General features: G+C 64.5%; 16 protein-coding genes. 7 read left to right on the top strand and 9 right to left on the bottom strand.

Features of this window, described 5'->3' with window-relative positions:
* Window positions 1-69: 69 nt before the first annotated feature.
* Together E4L98_RS24575 and E4L98_RS24570 are read left to right on the top strand one after the other, a co-directional pair.
* Window positions 70-2,976: a DUF6701 domain-containing protein gene (locus tag E4L98_RS24575; protein ID WP_135204166.1), complete on the top strand. Its 2,907-nt coding sequence runs from the start codon at window positions 70-72 to the stop codon at window positions 2,974-2,976.
* Window positions 2,977-3,053: 77 nt separating this feature from the next.
* The gene (locus tag E4L98_RS24570; protein ID WP_135204165.1) at window positions 3,054-3,755 is read left to right on the top strand and encodes a dienelactone hydrolase family protein; all 702 of its coding nucleotides are present in this window, start codon (window positions 3,054-3,056) and stop codon (window positions 3,753-3,755) included.
* Window positions 3,756-3,855: 100 nt separating this feature from the next.
* Here the strand turns inward: E4L98_RS24570 and E4L98_RS24565 are convergent, their stop codons facing one another.
* Together E4L98_RS24565 and E4L98_RS24560 are read right to left on the bottom strand one after the other, a co-directional pair.
* Entirely contained in the window at window positions 3,856-5,694 is a 1,839-nt protein-coding gene (locus E4L98_RS24565) for a GGDEF domain-containing protein (protein WP_135204164.1), read from the bottom strand.
* A 54-nt stretch (window positions 5,695-5,748) separates the two neighbouring features.
* A complete protein-coding gene (locus E4L98_RS24560) occupies window positions 5,749-6,222 on the bottom strand; it encodes a hypothetical protein (protein WP_135204163.1) in 474 nt (157 codons plus the stop codon).
* A gap of 80 nt (window positions 6,223-6,302) precedes the next feature.
* On the opposite strand from E4L98_RS24560, the gene E4L98_RS24555 reads away from it, so the two are divergent.
* Window positions 6,303-6,746 carry a thioesterase family protein gene (locus E4L98_RS24555; protein WP_135204162.1) on the top strand — a complete coding sequence of 148 codons (444 nt, stop codon included), beginning with the start codon at window positions 6,303-6,305 and terminating at the stop codon, window positions 6,744-6,746.
* Here the strand turns inward: E4L98_RS24555 and E4L98_RS24550 are convergent.
* The gene (locus tag E4L98_RS24550) at window positions 6,743-7,228 is read right to left on the bottom strand and encodes a DUF3016 domain-containing protein (RefSeq protein WP_135204161.1); all 486 of its coding nucleotides are present in this window, start codon (window positions 7,226-7,228) and stop codon (window positions 6,743-6,745) included. The genes E4L98_RS24555 and E4L98_RS24550 overlap by 4 nt on opposite strands.
* A gap of 209 nt (window positions 7,229-7,437) precedes the next feature.
* On the opposite strand from E4L98_RS24550, the gene E4L98_RS24545 reads away from it, so the two are divergent.
* Window positions 7,438-9,360 carry a PhoX family protein gene (locus E4L98_RS24545; protein WP_135204160.1) on the top strand — a complete coding sequence of 641 codons (1,923 nt, stop codon included), beginning with the start codon at window positions 7,438-7,440 and terminating at the stop codon, window positions 9,358-9,360.
* A gap of 3 nt (window positions 9,361-9,363) precedes the next feature.
* On the opposite strand, the gene E4L98_RS24540 is transcribed toward E4L98_RS24545, so the two are convergent.
* Window positions 9,364-10,569: an MFS transporter gene (locus E4L98_RS24540; protein WP_135204159.1), complete on the bottom strand. Its 1,206-nt coding sequence runs from the start codon at window positions 10,567-10,569 to the stop codon at window positions 9,364-9,366.
* A gap of 101 nt (window positions 10,570-10,670) precedes the next feature.
* Here E4L98_RS24540 and E4L98_RS24535 point away from each other — a divergent pair, with 101 nt between their 5' ends.
* Window positions 10,671-11,591 carry a LysR family transcriptional regulator gene (locus tag E4L98_RS24535; RefSeq protein WP_135204158.1) on the top strand — a complete coding sequence of 307 codons (921 nt, stop codon included), beginning with the start codon at window positions 10,671-10,673 and terminating at the stop codon, window positions 11,589-11,591.
* Here the strand turns inward: E4L98_RS24535 and E4L98_RS24530 are convergent.
* The gene (locus E4L98_RS24530; protein WP_167761437.1) at window positions 11,527-12,081 is read right to left on the bottom strand and encodes a PEP-CTERM sorting domain-containing protein; all 555 of its coding nucleotides are present in this window, start codon (window positions 12,079-12,081) and stop codon (window positions 11,527-11,529) included. The genes E4L98_RS24535 and E4L98_RS24530 overlap by 65 nt on opposite strands.
* 11 nt (window positions 12,082-12,092) lie before the next feature.
* Window positions 12,093-14,294, bottom strand: a complete 2,202-nt coding sequence (locus E4L98_RS24525; RefSeq protein WP_229257552.1) for a rhamnogalacturonan lyase family protein — start codon at window positions 14,292-14,294, stop codon at window positions 12,093-12,095.
* A gap of 396 nt (window positions 14,295-14,690) precedes the next feature.
* On the opposite strand from E4L98_RS24525, the gene E4L98_RS24520 reads away from it, so the two are divergent.
* Window positions 14,691-16,196: a response regulator gene (locus tag E4L98_RS24520; RefSeq protein WP_135204156.1), complete on the top strand. Its 1,506-nt coding sequence runs from the start codon at window positions 14,691-14,693 to the stop codon at window positions 16,194-16,196.
* A 132-nt stretch (window positions 16,197-16,328) separates the two neighbouring features.
* Here the strand turns inward: E4L98_RS24520 and E4L98_RS24515 are convergent, their stop codons facing one another.
* Window positions 16,329-16,979 carry a hypothetical protein gene (locus tag E4L98_RS24515; RefSeq protein WP_135204155.1) on the bottom strand — a complete coding sequence of 217 codons (651 nt, stop codon included), beginning with the start codon at window positions 16,977-16,979 and terminating at the stop codon, window positions 16,329-16,331.
* Window positions 16,980-17,114: 135 nt separating this feature from the next.
* Between E4L98_RS24515 and E4L98_RS24510 the strand changes: the two genes are divergently transcribed.
* Entirely contained in the window at window positions 17,115-17,885 is a 771-nt protein-coding gene (locus E4L98_RS24510) for an alpha/beta fold hydrolase (protein ID WP_135204154.1), read from the top strand.
* 92 nt (window positions 17,886-17,977) lie between these two features.
* On the opposite strand, the gene E4L98_RS24505 is transcribed toward E4L98_RS24510, so the two are convergent.
* On the bottom strand, window positions 17,978-19,921 hold the full coding sequence (locus tag E4L98_RS24505; RefSeq protein WP_135204153.1) for a GAF domain-containing sensor histidine kinase: 1,944 nt from the start codon (window positions 19,919-19,921) through the stop codon (window positions 17,978-17,980).
* 109 nt (window positions 19,922-20,030) lie between these two features.
* Window positions 20,031-20,570, bottom strand: coding sequence for an FxDxF family PEP-CTERM protein (locus tag E4L98_RS24500; protein WP_167761435.1), 540 nt, complete (start codon window positions 20,568-20,570; stop codon window positions 20,031-20,033).
* Between the last annotated feature and the right edge of the window lie 17 nt (window positions 20,571-20,587).

Here is a 20,587-nt window from a genome sequence, read left to right as displayed (position 1 = left end):
TCATGAGGGTGCCACACGGAAACTAGTAGCTGAATCCGCCTATAATTCAGGCACATATTCAGGTGATTTATGAAACTACGTTCCGTGTGGCTTGTCTTTCTGTTCATGTTGTGCGCCGCCGCGGCCCGGGCGACCACGTTCAATTTCAACGGCAGCGGCGTGGTGCCGGTGTGCCCGCTCAGCGGCACCGTCTATACCTGCAACAGCGGCCTGCCGAACAGCAGCGATACCGACGTCATCATCATCGCCAGCGGCTACACGGTGCAGGTCAACTCCTCGGTCAGCTTCACTTATAACCAGAGCCTGCAGATGAGCGGCAGCGCCCAGCTGCTGACCAAGGGTAACGGCGACATCAACATCGCCGACATGAACCCGAACAATTTGAAAGTCAGCGGCGGCACCTTCACGGCCGGCGGCACCTTCAGCGCCGGCAACCAGGCGCAATCGTTCATCGCCGACATCAGCGCCACCAACATCAATATCGGCAGCGGCTCGACCACCAAGATCGTCGGCGATCTGACCGCCAGCAAAACCATCACGCTGGCCTCCAACGTCAGCATCGTCGGCGACCTGACCGCGCCCACGGTACTGGTCAAGGCCAGCAACAGCTCGGTCAACGGCAACATCAAGGCCAGCTCTTCGGTCACCATCGAGAGCAACAACTCGATCAACGGCAACGTCAGCGGCGGCGCCCTGACCATGAACGACGGCGGCGTGGTCATCAACGGCAAGGTGACCATGACGGGCGATGTCAGCATCGGCTCCAGCGATACCATCAACGGCGACCTGGTGGCGCGCAACGTCACCACCAAGGCCAGCGGCGACGTCATCAACGGCAACGCCGCGGTCAACGCGATCTACCTCGACTGGGGCGCCAGCGTCACCAAGACCATCACCTGCACCGGACCGGGCGCGGCACTGTGCAGCTGCGTCACCAAGGCCGATGCCAACTACCATCCGACCTGCGGCGCGCCGGCCGCGTCCGGCGCCCACCATATCCAGATCACCCACAGCGGTCAGGGGCTGACCTGCCAGGCCCAGACCGTGCAGCTGAAAGCCTGCGCCGACGCCACTTGCAGCTCGACCTACAACGGCGGCACCACCGTCACCCTGTCGCCGAATGGCGGCAGCGTCAGCTTCAACGGCAGCGGCAGCGGCACGGTCAGCCAGCCGACCGCCGGCACGGCGACGCTGTCGGCCACCAGCAGCGCCATCAGCAACGCCAACACCTGCGTCAACTCGGGCGCCAACAACACCAGCTGCAACATGGTGTTCAGCGACGCCGGCCTGCAACTGAGCGCGCCGGATCACGTGTCCATGAGCGGCGCCACGCTGACCATCCAGGCGTTGAAGGCCTCTGCGCAAAATCCCGGTACCTGCGTGCCGCTGGTGCAAGGCACGGTGCCGGTCACCTTCAGTTGCGGCTACATGAATCCATCCAGCGCGGCGCAGGCTGGCGGCTTGCCGGTGTCGGTCGGCGGCAGCGGTAGCGCCAATCAGATCACTTGCGGCGCCAGCAAAGCCATTAACATTACGTTCGACAACACCGGCAAAGCCACGCCCAGCCTGTCGTATGCCGACGTAGGCCAGATGAGCATCAGCGCCAGTTACACCAGCGCCAATCTGGGCGCCAGCGGCAACACCAATTTCACCACCTCGCCCGACAGCTTCAAAATCGATGCCAAATCGCTGGTCGCGCTACCGTATGTGCTCAAGAACGGCGCTTTCGCGCGTGCCAGCGACGCCTTCCAGTTGACCGTCAGCGCACTGAACGCCAACAAGCAGGTGACGCCCAACTTTGGCCGGGAAAGCAGCCAGGAGAACTTTGTCATTGCGCCGAGCCTCAGTCAACCCGCCGGCGGCGCCGGCATCAGTGCCATGACGAAGGGCGCTTTCAACGCGATTTATAACGGCGTCGCCACCAGCAGGAGCGACAGCACGGGATCATGGATATTTCCGGAGACCGGCACGCTTACGCTGGACGTCAAGGTGGCCAACAGCAGCGGCTACTACATGGGCAAGAGCGTGACCGGTTTTAATCCCGTCGGCAAACTGGATTTGCGTTTCGTGCCGCATCATTTCGACAGCGTCATCCTGTCCAGCAAAAATCTGATGAGCTGCGCCGCGATGAGCAGCTACAGCAATCCCTGCGCGAGCGCCGGCGCCACCGACTATTTTGTCTATTCCGGCCAGGGTTTTCCGCTCAAGGTCACCGCGTACAAGGACAGCGCCGGCGGGGTGTCGCAAAACTACCGCGATGCGGTCGCCCAGGCGATCAAGCTGTCGGCGGCGGCTGGCGCCAATGGCGCGGCGGCGGCCACCGTGACCGATGTATCCTCCAGCACCAAGGACAGTTATGCCTATACCTTTAATGCCGGTGTAGGCCAGCTCAGCAGCATCAGCCTGCCGGGGCTGAAGTTCCTCAGCGAGCTTGCCAGCCAGTCGGGCGCGGCCATCTCGCCTGGTGCTCAGACCACCGTTTTTGTGCGCGCCACCGATGCCGATGGCGCCACCTCGCAATTGGGCGGCATCGAGCCCTCCATCACGCTGGTCAGCGGACGCACACAGACTGCCAATGCGTACGGCTCGGCCAACGCCGCACTGCCGGTCGAGGTGCGGGCGCAATATTACTATGTGGCGTCCGGCTCCAGCACGCCGGTATGGATCTTTAACCCGTTGTACGGGCCAGTATCGCCGGACAGCGGCTATAACGTGTCGCTGACTTCCGGCAGCGTGCTGTTCGACTGCAGCGGCAGCACACTCAACTGCAACCAGCTGAAGCTGCAGACCAATTCGCCGCTGAGTTTCAAGAACGGAAAGGGCATCATTGTGGTCGCTGCTCCCCTGGCCACCGGGTCTGCCAAGCTGACCCTGACCACCGTGATTCCCTATCTGCCATTCACCGATCCGGGCCGCATCACCTTCGGCACCTACCGTTCCGGGCCGGTGGTCTACACGCGCGAAATCTATAACTGAGCTGCAACTGAGCCGCGCTGCACGGCGCCGCAAAACGGAGTAGCATGGCCGCTTTCTGAACCACGACAAGGAAGACCATGGAAACCAATTCCCAGTGGCTGGACGTCACCACCGATGACGGCACTTTCGGCGCCTACCTATCGCTGCCGCGCGGCGGCAAGGGGCCGGGCCTGGTGCTGCTGCAGGAAATCTTCGGCGTCAACCAGCACATCCGCAACGTCGCCGACCAGTACGCCGCCGACGGCTACGTGGTGCTGGCGCCCGACCTGTTCTGGCGTCATGGCGCCCGCATCGAACTCGGTTACGACGACGCCGGCTGGAAGCGCGCGGTCGAACTGATGCAGGCCACCGACTTCGCCAAGGCGCAAACAGACATCGCCGCCACGCTCAAGGTGCTGCGCGGCCTGGACGCCACCGCCGGCGCGAAGATCGCGTCGCTCGGCTACTGCTTCGGCGGCCGCCTGTCCTACCACACGGCCGCCAACGGCCTGGTCGATGCCGCCGTGGCCTATTACGGCGGCGGCATCCAGAATGCGCTGGACCGCGCGCCGGAAATCAAGGTGCCGCTGCTGATGCACTTCGGCTCGGCCGACAGCCATATTCCGATGGACGCGGTGAAAAGCATCGCCGAACGCTTCGAGGACAATGAGCAGGTCGAGATCCACATCTACGAAGGCGCCGAGCACGGCTTCAACTGCAACCACCGCAGCTCCTACCAGCAGCGCGGCGCCGCCGAAGCGCACGGCCACACGCTGGTGTTCCTGAGCGAAAACCTCTAGAAGGCGGTTTCAAAATGCGCGCGGCGAGGCGCGGCGACGATGACAGTGCGCTTGCATGGCGAGGAGCCGCAACCAGGCTGCGGGCTTTTTGAAGCAGCCGCTAAGCGCGTTGCAGCAGCAGGCGCAGTTGCTGCACCGTCAGCGCCGGCGCGTCCGGCGTGCGCTCGCGCAGGACGGTCAGGATGCGCACGATGGCTTCCGGCGTGCGCGCCGCACTGAAATACCAGCCCTGCACGCGGTCCGCGCCGCGCTGCGCCAGCCAGGCCAGATCGGCCTCCTCCTCCAGTCCCTCGCACAGCAGCTCGGCCTTGAACAGCTCGGCGATGCCCTGGATCAGGTGGAACAGGCCTGCCACCTTGTCGCTGTCGGCCACGCCGTGCACGAACTGCCGGTCCACCTTCAGGCGATCGAACGGGAAGCTGCTGATGGCGTCGAGGTTGGAATAGCCGGTGCCGAAATCGTCGACCGCGATGCGCGCGCCCAGCGCGCGGAACTGCGCCACGCGCGGCGCCACCACCTCGCCCGTTTCCAGCAGCTGGCTCTCGGTCACCTCGAACTCCAGCATGCTGCCGTCGATGGCGTAACGCGCCAGCAGCGCCTGCAGATCGCCGATCACCTGCGGATGCAGCAGCGAGCGGCGCGAAAAGTTCAGCGACACCGGCACCACCGGCAGCCCGACGTCCAGCCAGGCGCGCATGTCGCGGCACACCTGCTCCAGCACCAGCATGTCCAGCTGGTAGATCTTGTCGGTGCTTTCCGCCAGCGGGATGAAACTGTTGGGGAACACCATGCCGCGTACCGGATGCTGCCAGCGCACCAGCGCTTCCAACCCGATCAGCGTGCCGCGCGCGTAATCGACCTGCGGTTGATAGTGGGCGATCAGCGCGCCGTGCTGCGGCTCGCGGTCCAGCGCCGCCTGCAGTTCGAACACCATGTGCGAGCGCGCCAGCAGCTCGGCGCCGTATTCCTTGACGGTGCTGCGCTGCAGCGGTCCGCCGATCGACGACGCCGCCGTGTCGGCCGCGTCCAGCAGCGCCACGGCCGAGCCGCCATACGGCGAATCGTGGTGGTCGATGCCGATCCGGCCATGCAGCACATGCGTGCTGCCGCGCCCCACCGCCAGCGGCCGGCTGATCACGTCCTTGAGCTGTTCCAGCAGCAGCGCGTGCTCGTCGCGCTCGCCGAACAGCGCGAACGCGAACTGGTCGCCGCCGAGGTGGCCGACCAGGTTCTCCGGCCCGGCCCAGCCGGCCAGGCGCTGGCCGATTTCGCGCAGCACCAGGTCGCCTTGCGCGCGGCCGAACACATCGTTGAGACGGCGGAAGTCGGCCAGGTCGACGAAGCCCACCACCACGTGCGGCATGGTGGTCTGTTCCAGCCCCAGCTGCAGATGGTGCACGAACACGTTGCGGTTGGACATGCCGGTCACTTCGTCGCAATAACGCAGTTCCAGCGTGTCGACCACCAGCCTGGCCATGCCGCGCAACATCATCACCTGTTCGGGCTCGAGCCGGCGGACCGGTTTGCTCATCACCCACAGCGTACCCAGCAGGTAGCCGCGCGCGCCATGCAGCGGCACGGCGGCGTAATGACGGCAATGCGGCGGATAAGTCACCAGCGGGTTGTTGCGGAAGCGGCGGTCCTGGCTGGCGTCCCGCACTTCAAAAAAATCGGCCTCGGAGGCCTTGCCCACCACCCAGGTGCAGAACGAGCCGGCGCGCGGCACGTGACGCACATCCATGCCCACCCGCGACGGCAGCCAGATCTGCGATTGATACACGATGCTGATGCCGCCGATGTCGGCGCCCACCGACTTGATGGCCAGTTCGGTGATCAGATCCAGCTTGGGATCCGACGCGTCCAGCGTGATGGCGTAACGGGACAGCTCCGCGAGGCGGCGCTGCTCCGCCTCCGGTTCCTGCAACTCGCTGGTTAGCATGCTCGCTCCTGGAAACACTCGCTTGCATGGTGACATAGAAATATAATAATTGCACTACTTTTGGTGTCGCTTCAATCTGCGTACCTGCACAATGGCGCCGATCACAAACAACACGAACAGCACGCCGGTGATGGCCTGCAGCTCGGGCGCCTCGGGGCTGGACAGCCATGGCGAACCGTACGGCAGACGTGTGCTGGTTTCGGTGACGGCCGGTATCATGTGGAATAAAAACGTCAGTGTGAAGCAGACGGTGCTGACCCCGGCCCACTGGCGGCGGCCGGTCAGCCAGGCCACGCCCAGCACCACCAGCGTGATGATGCCCAGCATGTGCGGCTTGCCGAAGCCGCCGTGCTGGTAAATGCCGAAGCCGGTCAGGCAGGTCAGCACGGTGCTCCAGAGATAGAGTTTGCCCATCGGCCGCGCGGGGTCGATGCTGCCGTCGCGGCTGAAGGCGACCAGCGCGGCGGCCACCGCAACCAGGCTGATCAGGGTGTGGATCACTCCAAGGTAAGTCAGACCGTAGATCATGGCGTATCCTTTCAAAAGGGACACACTGATCCTACACAGGAACACCGACGCGGTCCTGCCGCAAAAGACAGAGGAATACCATGGCCCGCCTGAAACTGGACTTCCCCGAAGACCAATATTATTTTTCCACCCAGCTCACGGTGCGCGTGACCGACATCAACGCCGGCAACCACCTGGGCAACGATTCGATGATTTCCATGCTGTCGGAGGCACGCGCGCGCTTTCTGTACGAGCACGGCGTGCAGGAGGCCGGCACGGACGGCCTCGGCATCATCGTCACCGACCTGGCCACCACCTACAAGGCCGAGGCGCATGCGCGCGACCAGTTGCTGTTCGAGGTGGGGCTAATGGATTTCAACCAGTACGGCGGCGACATCATCTTCCGCGTCACCCGCCCGCGCGACAGCAAGCTGGTGGCGATGGCCAAGTACGGTTTCGTCTTCTTCAGCTACAAGACCAGCCAGGTCACCGCCATGCCGGAGGAATTCCTGGCCAAATTCCCCAAGGTCAACCGCGTCGATTAGCGCGCGGCCACCTTGGGCACGATGGACTTCTTGAACCAGTCGTCCAGCATCTGCTTTTCATAGCGCAGCGGATCGCTGTCGAAATAGCCCATCGTGCGGTTCTGGTAATTCATGTTGGACAGCTGCTGGTCACCGCTGCGGATCACCTTGCCATCCTGCTCCAGCGTGTACTTCAGATGCATGTGCGGCCAGTCGGCGCCGCCATTCATGATGCGGATATCCTCGCCGCTGAAGCGGCGCGGATATTCGCGGCCGGCCAGGTCGATATCCAGCACTTCGATCTTCAGCGTCTGCCCGGCGGGCAGCTTCTTGTCCAGGGTGGCGAAGTAGTCGCTGAACGCTTTCAGCGTCCGCTCGCGCTCGATAACGCTGCGCGACACGTCGGTGTAATCGTCGGGCTTGGTGTAGGTGACGATGACTTCGGCCCAGGCGCTGCTGGCGACCAGCAGCGCGGCCAGCACGGAAAATTTCAACAGGCGCATGATGCTACTCCTTCATGGGTTCATGGAAACAATATAGACCTTTTCCCCGGCCCGCGCCCGCGCTGAATAAGTTTGTTACCAATCATCCGCGCGTTTTCGCCATGTATCGCCCGGTATCGCCCGGTATCGTTTTGTATCGCATTGTCACAACCCTGTCATAACAAATCTTTAAGATTGCCGCCGCCACAAACCACAACAGGGTAACCACCATGACCGAGCAACTCGATCCATCGCGCCGTAGTCTTCTGAAATTCCTGTCCAGCGCGCCGCTGCTGCCGCTGGCCGGCGGCAGCGCCACCGCCGCCCTGCTATCCGCCTGCGGCGGCGGCGACACCGCCGCGCCGGCGCCACAGCTGATGTCCGTGACCTTCCAGGGCATGGCCGCGCCGTCGCTGGCCGACGCGCCGAAAATGGCCACCACCACGGTGGGCTCGGCCATGAACGCGCTGTACTCGGACGGCAAGACCGTGCCGTTCAACCTGGCGTACCAGACCTTCTTCATCACCGGCGCGCAAGTGCCGAACGGCAGCGGCGGCACCATTCTGGCGGGCGGCTACTACGACATCAACAACAAGCCCATCCTGGACAAGACCGACGCCGGCACGCGCCAGTTCTTCTCCGACTGCCCGGACGGCACCTCGCTGCTGAAGCTGGCCGCGCCCACCGTCAGCGGCGTCAAGGGCAACACCGTGTTCGCCGTGGTGCAGTTCGAATACACCACCCGCAACGTCAAGGGCGATTCCATGTACGGCATGCTGCCGTCGCCGATCGCGATCCTGACGCTGGACCAGGACAAAAGTACCGGCGCGCTGTCGCTGGTCAAATACCATAACGTCGACACCAGCGGCGCCAACGGCCTGTGGATCACCTGCGGCGCCAGCCGTTCGCCATGGAACACCCATTTGTCGAGCGAAGAGTACGAGCCGGACGCGACCACCATCGCCAGCAACACCCAGTTCGCCAACTTCAGCAGCAACCTGTACGGCGACGCCGCCAAGGCCAACCCGTATCACTACGGCCACCTGCCGGAAATCACCGTCAACCCGGACGGCACCGGCTCGTGCAAGAAGCACTACTGCCTGGGCCGCATCTCGCACGAACTGGTGCAGGTGATGCCGGATGAGCGCACCACGCTGATGGGCGATGACGCCACCAACGGCGGCCTGTTCATGTTCGTCGCCGACAAGGCGCAGGACCTGTCGAGCGGTTCGCTGTACGTGGCCAAATGGACGCAGAAGAGCACCGATAACGGCGGTTCGGCCACGCTGTCGTGGATCAAGCTGGGCAGCGCCAGCTCGGCCGAGATCAAGGCCCTGGCCGACAAGCTGAAAGCGTCCGACATCCTGGAAGTGAAGACCAGCGATCCTGCGGATGCCTCGTTCACCAAGATCCCGTTCAACGGCACCTCGAACTGGGTCAAGATCAAGCCGGGCATGGAACAGGCCGCGGCCTTCCTGGAAACCCACCGCTACGCCGCGCTGAAAGGCGGCAGCATGGGCTTCACCAAGATGGAGGGCACCACCGTCAACGCCAAGGACAAGATCGCCTACTCGGCCATCGCGGCCATCGGTTCGGCGATGACCAATGGCTCCGGCGGCATTGCCATCAAGGGTCCGGCAGCGGGCGCCGTGTATGCGCTGAACATGAAAGGCGGCCAGAGCGACAGCAGCGGCGCGGCCATCAACAGCGAATGGGTGCCGGTCGACATGGCTGCCGTGCCGGCGCTGGTCAGCGAAGACCTGGCCACGCCTGACGCACTGGGCAACAAGGCCAACCCGGACAAGGTGGCCAATCCGGACAACATCAAGTTCTCGGAAAAGCTGCGCACCCTGTTCATCGGCGAGGACAGCAGCACCCACGTCAACAACTTCCTGTGGGCCTACAACGTCGACACCAAGGCGCTGACGCGTCTCCTGTCGACGCCGTCGGGCGCCGAATCGACCGGCCTGCACGCGGTGGACGACATCAACGGCTTCGCCTACATCATGAGCAACTTCCAGCATCCTGGCGACTGGGAATCGCTGCACAGCAAGGTCCAGGCGACGCTGGACCCGCTGATCCGCGCCAACTACCGCGACCGTTACGGCGCGGCGGTCGGCTACATCACCGGCTTCCCGGCGCTGACGTTCTAAGCGTCAGTGGATGAAGCCCGCGGGCGCGCCCTCGCCGGCGCCCTGCGGGTTTTTTTGCGTACTGCCCCACAGCACCAGCAGCAGTGCCAGCACCGTCAGGACGGCGCCGGCATACATCACCGCAGCATAGCCGAGGCCGGCGTTCAGCACGGCCGCGCCCAGCGCTGCGCCGATGGCATTGCCCAGGTTGAAGGCGCCGATGTTCACCGACGAGGCCAGACCGGGCGCCCCGGTGGCGGCGCGCATCACGCGCATCTGTACCGGCGGCACCAGCGCGAAGGCGGCCACGCCCCACACCAGCAGACCGGCGGCGGCGCCAGCAGGCGTCTTTGCCAGCCACGGGAAGGCCAGCATCACGGCCGCTTCCAGCAGCATGAAACCGATCAGCGTCTTGTCGATCGACCAGTCGGCCAGCTTGCCGCCCACCGAATTACCGATGGTGAAGCCGACGCCGACCAGCGCCAGCATGGCGGTGATGAAGCCCGGCGTGGCATGGGTGAACGATTGCAGCGCCGGATTGATGTAGGTGTACAGCGCGAACGTGGCGCCCGAGGCCAGCACCGTGGTCAGCAGCCCTTGCAGCACCACCGGACGCAGCAGCACTTTCAGTTCGCCCCGCACATCGGGCGCGCTGCCCTTGCTGCCCTGCGGCAGGAACAGGAACAGCGCGGCCATGGCCAGCACGCCCAGCGTGCCGATGGCGCCGAACGATTCGCGCCAGCCCAGGCTTTCGCTGACCCAGGTCGCGGCCGGCACGCCGCCGATGTTGGCGATGGTCAGGCCGAGGAACATGGCGGCCACCGCGCTGGCTTGTTTTTCGCGCGGCACCAGGCTGGCCGCCACCACCGAACCGATGCCGAAGAAAGCACCATGGGTCAGGCTGGTGATCACGCGCGCCGCCATCAGGCTGGCGTAACCGGGCGCCAGCGCCGACAGCACATTGCCGATGGCGAAGATCGCCATCAGCGCGATCAGCGCCTTGCGGCGCGGCCAGCGCGCCAGCAGCAAGGTCATGATCGGCGCGCCGAGCGTCACGCCGATGGCGTAAGCCGACACCAGCAGGCCGGCGGTAGGGATGGAAACATGAACGCCCTGGGCGATGGTCAACAGCATGCCCATGGGTCCAAATTCGGTGGTGCCGATGCCGAAGGCGCCAATCGCCAGCGCCAGCAGTGGCAGCGCGGCGCTGCGGGAAGGTGAGGTTTGCATAGTTTGTCCGTAGGAAGGATTACTCTGCTGAACATTATGCAGGTGCGACTTTCCCGGATAAAGCCCATAATCTTCAAAATACTTTTGCGGATAATCGAAAAATGAAGCTGGCTCTCGACGAACTGACGGTGTTTCTGGCGGTGGTGGACAGCGGTTCGCTGACGGCGGCGGCCGACCGGCTGGGGCAGCCGGTATCGTCCATCAGCCGCCTGCTGGCGCGGCTGGAAGAAAAGCTGCAAACCACATTGCTGCGCCGGACCACGCGCCGCCTCGACCTGACCGACGAGGGTTGTGCTTTCGTCAAGGATGCGAGGAATATCATGGAATCGGTGCGGGTGGCGGAAGACCGGGCGATGGCGCGCCGCGGCCAGCTGTCCGGCCCGTTGCGGGTGGACGCGGTGACACCCTTCATGCTGCACGTGCTGGTGCCGCTGATGCCGGGCTACCGCGCCCTGCATCCACAGGTGGAGCTCAGCCTGAGCAGCAATGAGGGCTATATCGATCTATTGGAACGGCGCGTCGACCTGGCCATCCGCATCGGCGAGCTCAAGGATTCGACCTTGTACAGCCGCCTGCTCGGCCACACCCGTATCCGGCTGCTGGCCAGCCCGGCGTATCTCAGCCGCAACGGCGTGCCGCACGAGGTGGCCGACCTGGCCCATCACGAACTGCTGGGCTTCAGCGAGCCGGAAATCCTGAATCAGTGGCCGCTGTTGCAGGCCGACGGCAAACCGCTGCAGATCACGCCGGCGCTGGCTTCGCCGAGCGGCGAAACCCTGCGTCATCTGGCCCTGCAGGCGATGGGCATCGTCTGCCTGTCGGACTTCATGACGGCGGTCGACGTGGCCGAAGGCCGGCTGGTGGAGGTGCTGCCGCAGCTGACGCTGAACAAGCTCAAGCCCGTTCACGCCGTCTACTACCAGCACTCCACCGTTTCCGCCCGGATCGCCTCAATGGTCAATTACCTGGCCGACGCCATGCACGCTCCCGAAGCCGCCTGGCCCACGCTGACGCGCAACTGAGCGCCAGCCCGGTCAGCAGCAGCAGTGCCATGCTGGGCTCCGGCACCGCCGTGATGGTGTAGGACTGCAGAGGCGACTCGTCCAGCTGGCCCGGATGATAGTAGGCGAAGTCGTGGCTCCAGTCGTACAGGCTGTTGCTGGCCGTGGTATCCAGCTTCAGCGTGCCGCCCTGCTCCAGCAGGTACAGGTAAAAGCCGGCGTCGTGGCCGCCCGGATCGGCCAGGTTGGTGTTACCGAAGAAAATCCACGATTCCAGCTGCGGATCTTCCGGATTCACCACTTGGTTGATGGCCGTGATCTGGGCCAGGTCGGTCAGCGTGCCGGTCACTTCCAGCACGTGGTTGACGGCGCTGCTGTCGTACAGGAAATGACCGCTGAAGTGGCCGTCACGCCAGGTGGCGTCGAGCTGATACCAGCCGTTGCTCGCCGCCAGCACCAGCTGTGGCGCCAGGCCGGCAACCAGCGCCAGCAAAGTGAGAAGTTTTTTCATGTGCAATCCTTTCATTGAACCGTCAGTTCATCGATATTGCCCAGGCCCTGACCGGTCGATTCCAGGCGCAGGGTGTTGACCGCGCCTTTCGCCAGGGTCACCGAGGCGGTGGCGGTGCTCCAGTTGGTCCAGCCGCCGGTGATGCGGAAGGTGATCGGCTGCGCCACGCCGTTCACGCGCAACACGCCGGTGCGCGGGGTCGGGTTGCCGTTGGCGTAGCGGATGGTGACGGTCTTGACGCCGCCGCTGCCGCCATTGATGCGCGCGAACTCGGCGCCACCGCCGCTGGCCGGGAAGCTGAGGAAGCCGGTGCCGCGATAGCCGCCACGGTCGGTGCGCGCCGCTGTGCCGCCATCGACGATGGCTGTCTCCGCCTGCAGCGTGCCGCTGCCGTCATACGGGATGTGCACCGGATCCTGCGGGAAGCTGGTGGCGCCCGCTCCCAGGTAGAAGCTCGGATGCGGCGGCTGGTTGTAGCCGGCGTTCTGTCCCGCCACCTGGGTACGGTACTGCGGGTTGTGCATCAGCGTGGCGATGCGGGTGCTGGTCGGCGTGGTGGTGCTGAACACCATCAGCGCGGTGTTGCTGCTGTTGCGCAGCACGATTTCCTCGCGCCAGTCGCCGAACAGGTCGGCCGACAGCACCGGCGTGGCCTTGGTGCCGTTGTTGGAGGCCGCCCCCAGCGGACCGGCATCCATCACCGGATTGGTGGCGTGCGTGGCCGGATCCCATTTGCGCACCGAGACGTTGTCCAGGATCTCGCGCAGCAGGTCGCCATCCCACCAGACCGCGAAGTTGGTGCCGCTTGGCGTGCCGGTGTACAGCTGCTCGCCGGTCGCGCTGCGCAGGCCACCGCGGCTGGCCCAGCATTCCTCGCCCGGATGGTCGGGATCGATGTCGATGCAGACGCCGCGGCCGACGTCGGCATTGGCACCGCTGGCGCCCCAGATGATGGCGCCGGTGGCGGCGTCGTGCATCTCGGAGCCGTAAGCGCCATAGGCGGAGGGCGTCTCATGCACCATGTAGATCTGCTGGCCGGCACGGTTGGGATCGAGTTTGCCGAAGTGCAGCGCGTCGCCGTGGCCCAGGCCGGTGGTGTACAGCAGCTGGCCATAGCTGCTGATGGTGGCGGCACCGTACACGATGTCGTCCTTGCCGTCGCCGTCGACATCGCCGGTGGCGAACCAGTGCGCGCCCTGGCCGCGCGCGGCGCTGCCGGCGACGTCGGTGTCGAACACCCAGCGGCTGGTCAGCGCGCCGTCGCGCCAGTCCCAGGCCGCCACCACGGCGCGCGTGTAGTAGCCGCGCGAGAAGATGGCGCTGGGGCGGTTGCCGTCCAGGTTGGCCACGCCGCCGAGGAAGCGGTCGACGCGGTTGCCATAGCTGTCGCCCCACGCCGACACGGTGCCGCGCGCCGGCAGGTAATTGACGGTCTTCATGGCGGCGCCGGTCAGGCCGTTGAACACGGTCAGATATTCCGGACCGCTCAGCACGTAGCCGGCGCTGTTGCGGTAGTCGGCGCTGGCCGAGCCGATCAGCACGCCCTGGCCGTCGATGGTGCCGTCGGCGGTCTTGGCCATCACCTCGGCCTGGCCGTCGCCGTCGAAGTCGTAGGCCAGGAAGGTGGTGTAGTGGGCGCCGGCGCGGATATTGCGGCCGAGGTCGATACGCCACATGCGCCTACCGTCCAGCTTGTAGGCATCCAGATAGGTGTTACCGGTGTAGCCCGATTGCGAATTGTCCTTGGCATTGGTGGGCTGCCATTTGACGATCAGTTCATACGTGCCATCGCCATCGAGATCGGCAGCGGAACCGTCGTTGATCTCATAGGTATAGGCTTCGCCGGTGGGGGTGACGCCAGCCGGCGGCGCCTGCACCGGGATGGTCTTGTAGAACGTGCCCCAGGTGCTGCCGGCGCCGGCGGCCGCCTGTTCGACGCCGTTGACCACCGGCCGCACGCTGTAGCTGGCGGCCTCGTTGCCGCCGGCATCGCTAAAGTTGAGCGCATTCAGTGGCGCGCTGTTGAGTTTGACGTTGTCGCGGTAGACGTTGAACAGCATGCCGTTCTCGTCGGTGGCCAGCTGGCGCCAGCTGATGAACACGCCGGTGTCGGTTTTGATCGCGACGGCGCCGCGATTCAGAAACTCGATCTGCTTGCCGGGCGAGGTGGTTACGGCGCTGGCGGTGCCCGCCGCCAGCAGGCAAATTAGCATAGATGAAGCTAGACGCAATCTCATACATGTCTCCTGGTTCTTGTGAAGTCGAGGATGGTTGTCAGCGCGCGCCCAGCCATTCTAATGAGCTGGCGCGCGGCATTCTTTTCGATGTCAAAAGAATCACGCTCATGATCGGAGCGCGGCCGATAGCGTTTTTACCGAGCTTTGTGATTTTTTGATAGCAATATTGCCAAAAACGAAGTATTGTTTCGTCCATACATGCGCTGACCGAAAGGAAGGCAGCGCCGCCGGCAGGGTTCGCGGCGTACAATAAAGCCGGACGGTTGTTGTGCGGAGCAACAGGGAATATTTATTGCCTGTTGTTAATAGGCTTGTCTAAGACTACAATCGGGAAATTCACTGTAGCGGTCTTCATTTGCGGAATTTGTTCATATGTCCTTCTTGTCTTCTGCTGGGCCCAAGCTAGCGCCTTGGAAAGTTCTGTTGGTCGATGACGAACCGGACATTCATGACATCACCAAACTGACGCTGAGCCGCTTCCGCCTTGACGGTCGCGCGCTGAGCTTCGTGCATGCCTACAGCGGCGCCGAGGCCAAGGAAGTGCTGGCGCGCGAAACCGATATCGCGTTGGTGTTCCTGGACGTGGTGATGGAAAAGGAAGACAGCGGCCTGGAAGTGGCGCGCTGGATGCGCGAAGACCTGGACAACCAGTTCACCCGCATCGTGCTGCGCACCGGCCAGCCGGGCCAGGCGCCCGAGGAACGCGTGATCGTCAACTACGACATCAACGACTACAAGGAAAAGACCGAGCTCGACCGCACCAAGTTGTTCACCACCACCTTTGCCGCGCTGCGCGCCTACCGCGACATTATGAAGGTGGAGGAAGCGCACCGCGCGCAGATCAATTACCGCGAAGGGCTGGAGCGCGTGATCGCCGCCTCCTCGCACATCTTCCGCCAGCGCAACCTGAAAGACTTCGCCAACGGCCTGCTGCAGCAGGTGGTGGCCTTGCTGCGACTGGAGCACAGCATGCTGCTGCGCCTGCGCGGCGCCACCGCCATCAGCGGCCAGAACGATTACGAAATCCTGGCGCAAATCGGCGACGAGGACGGCTCCCTGCTGACACCGGAAGTGCTGGCCGAACTCGACCAGGCCAAGAGCAACAAGATTTCGCGCGTGCAGGGCGACACCTACATCGGCTATTTCCCCAACGCCAGCGGCAAGGCGTCGCTGCTGGTGCTGAAGGGCGTGGAAGAAATCTCCGACATCGACACCAAGCTGCTGGAACTATTCTGCTCCGGCGTCGCCATCGCCTTCGACAACATCCTGCTGAACCAGGAAATCACCGACACCCAGGCCGAGCTGATCCTGCGCCTGGGCGACGTGGTCGAATCGCGCTCCAACGAAGCCGGCAACCACGTGCGCCGCATGGCCGAGGTGTGCCACATGCTGGCGCGCGAAGCCGGCCTGCCCGACGACGAAGTGGCGGTGCTCGGCCACGCCGCGCCGATGCACGACATCGGCAAGATCGCCACCCCGGACGCGGTGCTGCTGAAACCCGGCAAGCTCGACGCGGCCGAATGGGAAATCATGAAACAGCACCCGGCGGTCGGCCTGTCCATCCTGGATGGCTCGCAGCGTCCGATCCTGAAGGCGGCCGCCGTGATCGCCCACCAGCACCACGAGAAATACGACGGCAGCGGCTATCCGCAAGGACTCAAGGGCGAGGACATCCATTTGTACGCGCGCATCGTCGCCGTCGCCGACGTGTTCGACGCGCTGATGCACAAGCGCTGCTACAAGGATGCCTGGCCGGTGGAACGTGTGATCGAACACCTGCGCGAAGTCGCCGGCCACCATCTGGACCCGGTGTACGTCGACCTGCTGATCAAGAATATCGACAAGGCCATCGCCATCAACGAACGCCTGCCCGACTGAGCCGGCGGCGCCATGCCGCGATGACGCTGGTCGCGCGACCGGCGCCGTTGCGCGCCGGCGGTCGCCGGCTGTCCGGCGATCCGCCGCTCGAGCGGGGCGACTACGCGCGCCGCCGGCTGCGCGACCGACCGTCTAGCGGCGGGCCTGCTGTTCCTGGCGCTTGGCCATCTGCTCGGCCGTGGCGCGCAGCGCTTTCAGCGCGTTCGTGACCTCCTCCACCTGCTTCTGGTCTTCGGCGGCTTGCGCATCGACAGGCGTGGCGGCGATGCGCACTGCGGCGGCGGCGCCAGCGCTGGCGGCATCGGCATCGGCATCGGCATCGGCATCGGCGCTATTATCGGCCTTGCTGTCGGCATCGGCGGCGGCCTGCTGCTCGGCATAGGCGTTACGGCCGTCGACATAAGCGTCGGCGGCGCCGGTGGCGTTGCTGTCCGTGCCGGCCGCCGAAGCGTCCGCTGGCGCGGTGGACACGCCGGCATCGCCGGACGGCGCCTTCAACACATCGGCCGCCTGTTTCAGCTGGCTGGCCAATTGCTTCAACTGCTGCAGCAACGCCTTGGCATCCTTGCCGGTGCCAAACATCGCCAACATCTTCCTCAGCGCCTCGATCTGCTTCTTGAGCTCGGCGATGCGTTCGCGCGCCTGGGCCTTCTGCTCCTGGGAGGCGCGGGCGGACAGGCCATTGATGGCATCGGCCTTTTTGCGGGCCTCGGCCAGCCGCTTCTGCAGCAACTGGTCCTGCAAGGCGCTGGCGGCGAAGATGGCATTGGTAAGCGAGATCATACGCAATACGGGCGACCGGCGGCGGCCACGCGTTAAATGAACGATAGAGCAATTGCTATCCCGATCAGGTGATCAAGGCGGAGTGAATCCTTGCTAGTATCGGCGCATCTTCACGAACGAAAGAAAGGAAACAGCATGAACCACCTGTTCCGCCGCTGCGCCGCCGCCGCCGCCCTGGCCGGCGTCCTGGCCGCACCGGCTCACGCCGCCGACAAGCCCACCATCGTCCTGGTGCATGGCGCCTTTGCCGACTCCTCGAGCTGGGACGGCGTCACCGCCAAGCTGGAAAAAGACGGCTACACCGTGATCGGCGCCGCCAATCCGCTGCGCAGCGTCAAGGGCGATGCCGCCGCCGTGGCCGCAGTGGTGAAAAGCGTGTCCGGGCCGGTGGTGCTGGTCGGCCACTCGTACGGCGGCTCGGTGATCAGCGCGGTGAGCGGCGCCGGCAACATCAAGGCCCTGGTGTACGTGGCCGCGTTCGCGCCGGAAGCGGGCGAGACGGCGGTCGGCCTGTCGGGCAAATTCCCCGGCAGCACCCTGGGCCCGACCCTGGCGCCGCCGGTGGCGCTGGCCGATGGCGGCAAGGACCTGTACATCCAGCAAGCCAAATTCCACGACCAGTTCGCCGCCGACGTGCCGGAAGCCAAGGCGCGCCTGATGGCGGCGGGTCAGCGGCCGATCACCGACGCCGCGCTGAACGAAGCGTCGCCGGCGCCGATCTGGAAGACCATCCCCTCGTGGTTCGTGTACGGCAAGGCCGACAAGAACATCCCGGCCGCCGCGCTGGAATTCATGGCCAAGCGCGCCAACGCCAAAAAAACCGTGGCCATCGACGGCGCCTCGCACGTCGTCATGACCTCGCACCCGGCCGAAGTGGCCAAGCTGATCGAAGAAGCCGCCAAGTAAACTCCGGGGTCAGGTCTTCCATTGCGTCACGAGCTCTGCCGTAGCTATCGCTACGGCAGAGCTCGTGACGCAATGGAAGACCTGACCCCGGATTACTTGCGCTTGACCTTGGGGAAGCGCAGTTTGTAGTGCAGGCCCATGCCGGGCGCGCTGGCCACTTTGACGCTACCGCCCAGCGCGCCCGTCACCAGGTTGTACAGGATGTGCGCGCCCAGCCCGCTGCCGCCCGAGCCGCGCTTGGTGGTGAAGAACGGGTCGAACAGCTGCGCCAGCGTGGCGCTGTCCATGCCGACGCCGTCATCGCTGTAGTCGAACTCGACATTATCGCCGTCGACCCTGCCGCTGATCTTGATCTTGCCGCTCTGCCCTTCCTCAAAGCCGTGCACCAGCGAGTTGACCACCATGTTGGTGACGATCTGCGAGATCGCCCCCGGGAAGCTGGCCATGTTGATGTGCTCGTCGCAAGCGATGTCGATGGTGATCGGCTTGCCCTTGAGCTTGGGCTGCAGCGACAGCAGCACTTCGTCCAGGTATTTGCGCAGGTTGAAGCTGCGGATGTCGTCCGACGACTGGTCCACCGCCACCTGCTTGAAACTGCGCACCAGCGCCGCCGCGCGCTGGGTGTTGGTGGTCATGATCTTCAGCGACTGGTCGATGATGTCGAAAAAGCCGTTCAGCCCCTCTTCGTCCAGCGCGCCGTTGGCCAGGTCTTCGCGCGTCAGTTTCAGTTCTTCCACCAGGTGGCTGGTGGCGGTGACGCAGATGCCCAGCGGGGTGTTGATTTCGTGCGCCACCCCGGCCACCAGCCGTCCCAGCGAGGCCAGCTTTTCCTGGCGCACCAGCTCGCCCTGCGCATCTTTCAGCGAGGTCAGCGCGTTCTCCAGCGCGGCGTTCTGCTGTTCCAGCGTTTCCTTGGCCTGGCGGATCTGGCGGTCGGCCTGCAGCCGCGCAATCGCCACCGCCACGTGGCTGGCCATGAACGCCAGAATGTCGAGGTCGGCCTGGGTGTAGTTCACCGTGTCGTCATAGCTCTGTACGATGATCACGCCGTAGGCCTTGTCGCCCAGCAGCATGGGCGCGCCCATCCAGCTGGCGATGTCGACATTGCCCAGCGGATGTTCCATTTCGCCGCTGTCGACCAGCGCGCGGAAACCCTCGCGATCCAGCAGCATGGCCTGCTTGCGCTGCAGGATGTAGGAACTCATGCCCAGGCCGTAGTCGAAGCGCCGCACCGGCGCGTATTCGTCTTTCTCGTCGACGAAATACGGGATGCTGATCTCGTTGGTGTCCGGATGGTACAGCGCCATCAGGAAATTCTTGGCCGGCACCAGTTCGCTGATGATCTGGTGCAGCCGCATATTGAGCCGGCTGCCGCCGGTGGCGGTGGCCGACAGGTTGGCCAGCTCGTACAGCCCGCGCTGGATGTTTTCCGCGCGGCGGCGCTCGGCCACCTCGTGCTGCAGCTGCCGGGTGCGCTCCTGCACCGCGCGCTCCAGCCGGTCCATGCTCTGCAGACCCTGCAGCGCGCTCGAGACGTGGTTGGCGATCAGGGCGAACAGCGCCTGATCTTCGTCGCTGAAAGTGTGTTCCTTGTCGTAGCTCTGGATCACCACCGCGCCGAGGATCTGGTGATTGTGGTCGAACAGCGGGCAGCCCATCCAGTGCTCGGCAATGGTGCCGATGCCGAATTCGGCGTTGTCTTCGCGCTTGGACTGGTGCTCGGCCGCCGTCATGACGATGCGCTCGCGGCTGAGAATCACCGCCGCGGTCGGCGACTCCCCGGCCACCAGTTCGAACAGCTCGTCGCGCTGCGGCGGGTCGTCCACTTCGTCGACGAAGTACACGAAGCGCACCATGTTGGGCGGGCCGTTCTCGTCGCTGAGCGCGACGAAAAAGTTGGCGGCATACATGATACGCCCGAGCGCCGCGTGCACCGCCTGCAGGAATTCGCTGATGTCGGTACAGCTGCTAGATTTCTGCCCGATTTCGAGCAGCACGGTTTGAACGGCTTCCAGCCGGGTGAGGCGACTTTCCATCGATTTTCCTATGTGAGCATTCATGCGCATAGGAAATACTATCAGAGAAGCGCCGGGAGGAGCCAGGTTGCCCTGGCAACCTGGCTTGCGCAGTGCGCGAGAGGTTGCTTTACGCGGCGTCGGTTTGCTTACGTCGGCGTGCCAGCGCGCCCACCAGGCCCAGACCGCCCAGCAGCATGCCGTAGGTGGCGGGTTCCGGTACCGCGGTCACGGTGGCGCCGCCGCTGTAGAAGGTCGGGCCGTTGGACAGCACGGTGCCGCTCACCAGCAGGAAATAATCGCCGGCGGCCAGCGCATTCGAGGTCAGGGTCCAGTGATCCAGCGTGCCGCTCGAGCCGGTGCCTTTGACCACCAGGCCGTCGGCATTGAACAGGCTCAGGCCCAGGATATCCAGGCCGGTGGTGGCGCTGCTGGCAAACGAGAAGACGTCGGCCGAAATGGTGCTGCCGGCGCCGACCGAGAACGTGTAGCGCTCGGAGAAGCCGTTGCCGGCGTTGCCCATCGAGAATACATGGCCCAGCACGCTGCCACCGCCGGCGACGTCCAGCGCCATGTCCGGATTGCTGACGTCAGCCGCCATGGCGCCTTGTGCCAACAGCGCGGCGCCGGATACCGCGATCGCACCCAGGATGCGTTTTACATTTTTCATCTGTACCTCCTTTTGGT

Origin of the sequence: Duganella callida, assembly GCF_004614165.1 — a bacterium.
Lineage (GTDB): Bacteria > Pseudomonadota > Gammaproteobacteria > Burkholderiales > Burkholderiaceae_D > Rugamonas > Rugamonas callida.
The sequence above is the reverse complement of the archived record's forward strand: the minus strand, read 5'-3'. Positions and strand labels throughout refer to the sequence as shown.

Bases quoted from the DNA above. Each gene is read 5' to 3' on its own strand.
- E4L98_RS24575 (WP_135204166.1), top strand. From the start codon at position 70: ATGAAACTACGTTCCGTGTGGCTTGTCTTTCTGTTCATGTTGTGCGCC.
- E4L98_RS24570 (WP_135204165.1), top strand. From the start codon at position 3,054: ATGGAAACCAATTCCCAGTGGCTGGACGTCACCACCGATGACGGCACT.
- E4L98_RS24565 (WP_135204164.1), bottom strand. From the start codon at position 5,694: ATGCTAACCAGCGAGTTGCAGGAACCGGAGGCGGAGCAGCGCCGCCTC.
- E4L98_RS24560 (WP_135204163.1), bottom strand. From the start codon at position 6,222: ATGATCTACGGTCTGACTTACCTTGGAGTGATCCACACCCTGATCAGC.
- E4L98_RS24555 (WP_135204162.1), top strand. From the start codon at position 6,303: ATGGCCCGCCTGAAACTGGACTTCCCCGAAGACCAATATTATTTTTCC.
- E4L98_RS24550 (WP_135204161.1), bottom strand. From the start codon at position 7,228: ATGCGCCTGTTGAAATTTTCCGTGCTGGCCGCGCTGCTGGTCGCCAGC.
- E4L98_RS24545 (WP_135204160.1), top strand. From the start codon at position 7,438: ATGACCGAGCAACTCGATCCATCGCGCCGTAGTCTTCTGAAATTCCTG.
- E4L98_RS24540 (WP_135204159.1), bottom strand. From the start codon at position 10,569: ATGCAAACCTCACCTTCCCGCAGCGCCGCGCTGCCACTGCTGGCGCTG.
- E4L98_RS24535 (WP_135204158.1), top strand. From the start codon at position 10,671: ATGAAGCTGGCTCTCGACGAACTGACGGTGTTTCTGGCGGTGGTGGAC.
- E4L98_RS24530 (WP_167761437.1), bottom strand. From the start codon at position 12,081: ATGAAAAAACTTCTCACTTTGCTGGCGCTGGTTGCCGGCCTGGCGCCA.
- E4L98_RS24525 (WP_229257552.1), bottom strand. From the start codon at position 14,294: ATGCTAATTTGCCTGCTGGCGGCGGGCACCGCCAGCGCCGTAACCACC.
- E4L98_RS24520 (WP_135204156.1), top strand. From the start codon at position 14,691: ATGTCCTTCTTGTCTTCTGCTGGGCCCAAGCTAGCGCCTTGGAAAGTT.
- E4L98_RS24515 (WP_135204155.1), bottom strand. From the start codon at position 16,979: ATGATCTCGCTTACCAATGCCATCTTCGCCGCCAGCGCCTTGCAGGAC.
- E4L98_RS24510 (WP_135204154.1), top strand. From the start codon at position 17,115: ATGAACCACCTGTTCCGCCGCTGCGCCGCCGCCGCCGCCCTGGCCGGC.
- E4L98_RS24505 (WP_135204153.1), bottom strand. From the start codon at position 19,921: ATGGAAAGTCGCCTCACCCGGCTGGAAGCCGTTCAAACCGTGCTGCTC.
- E4L98_RS24500 (WP_167761435.1), bottom strand. From the start codon at position 20,570: ATGAAAAATGTAAAACGCATCCTGGGTGCGATCGCGGTATCCGGCGCC.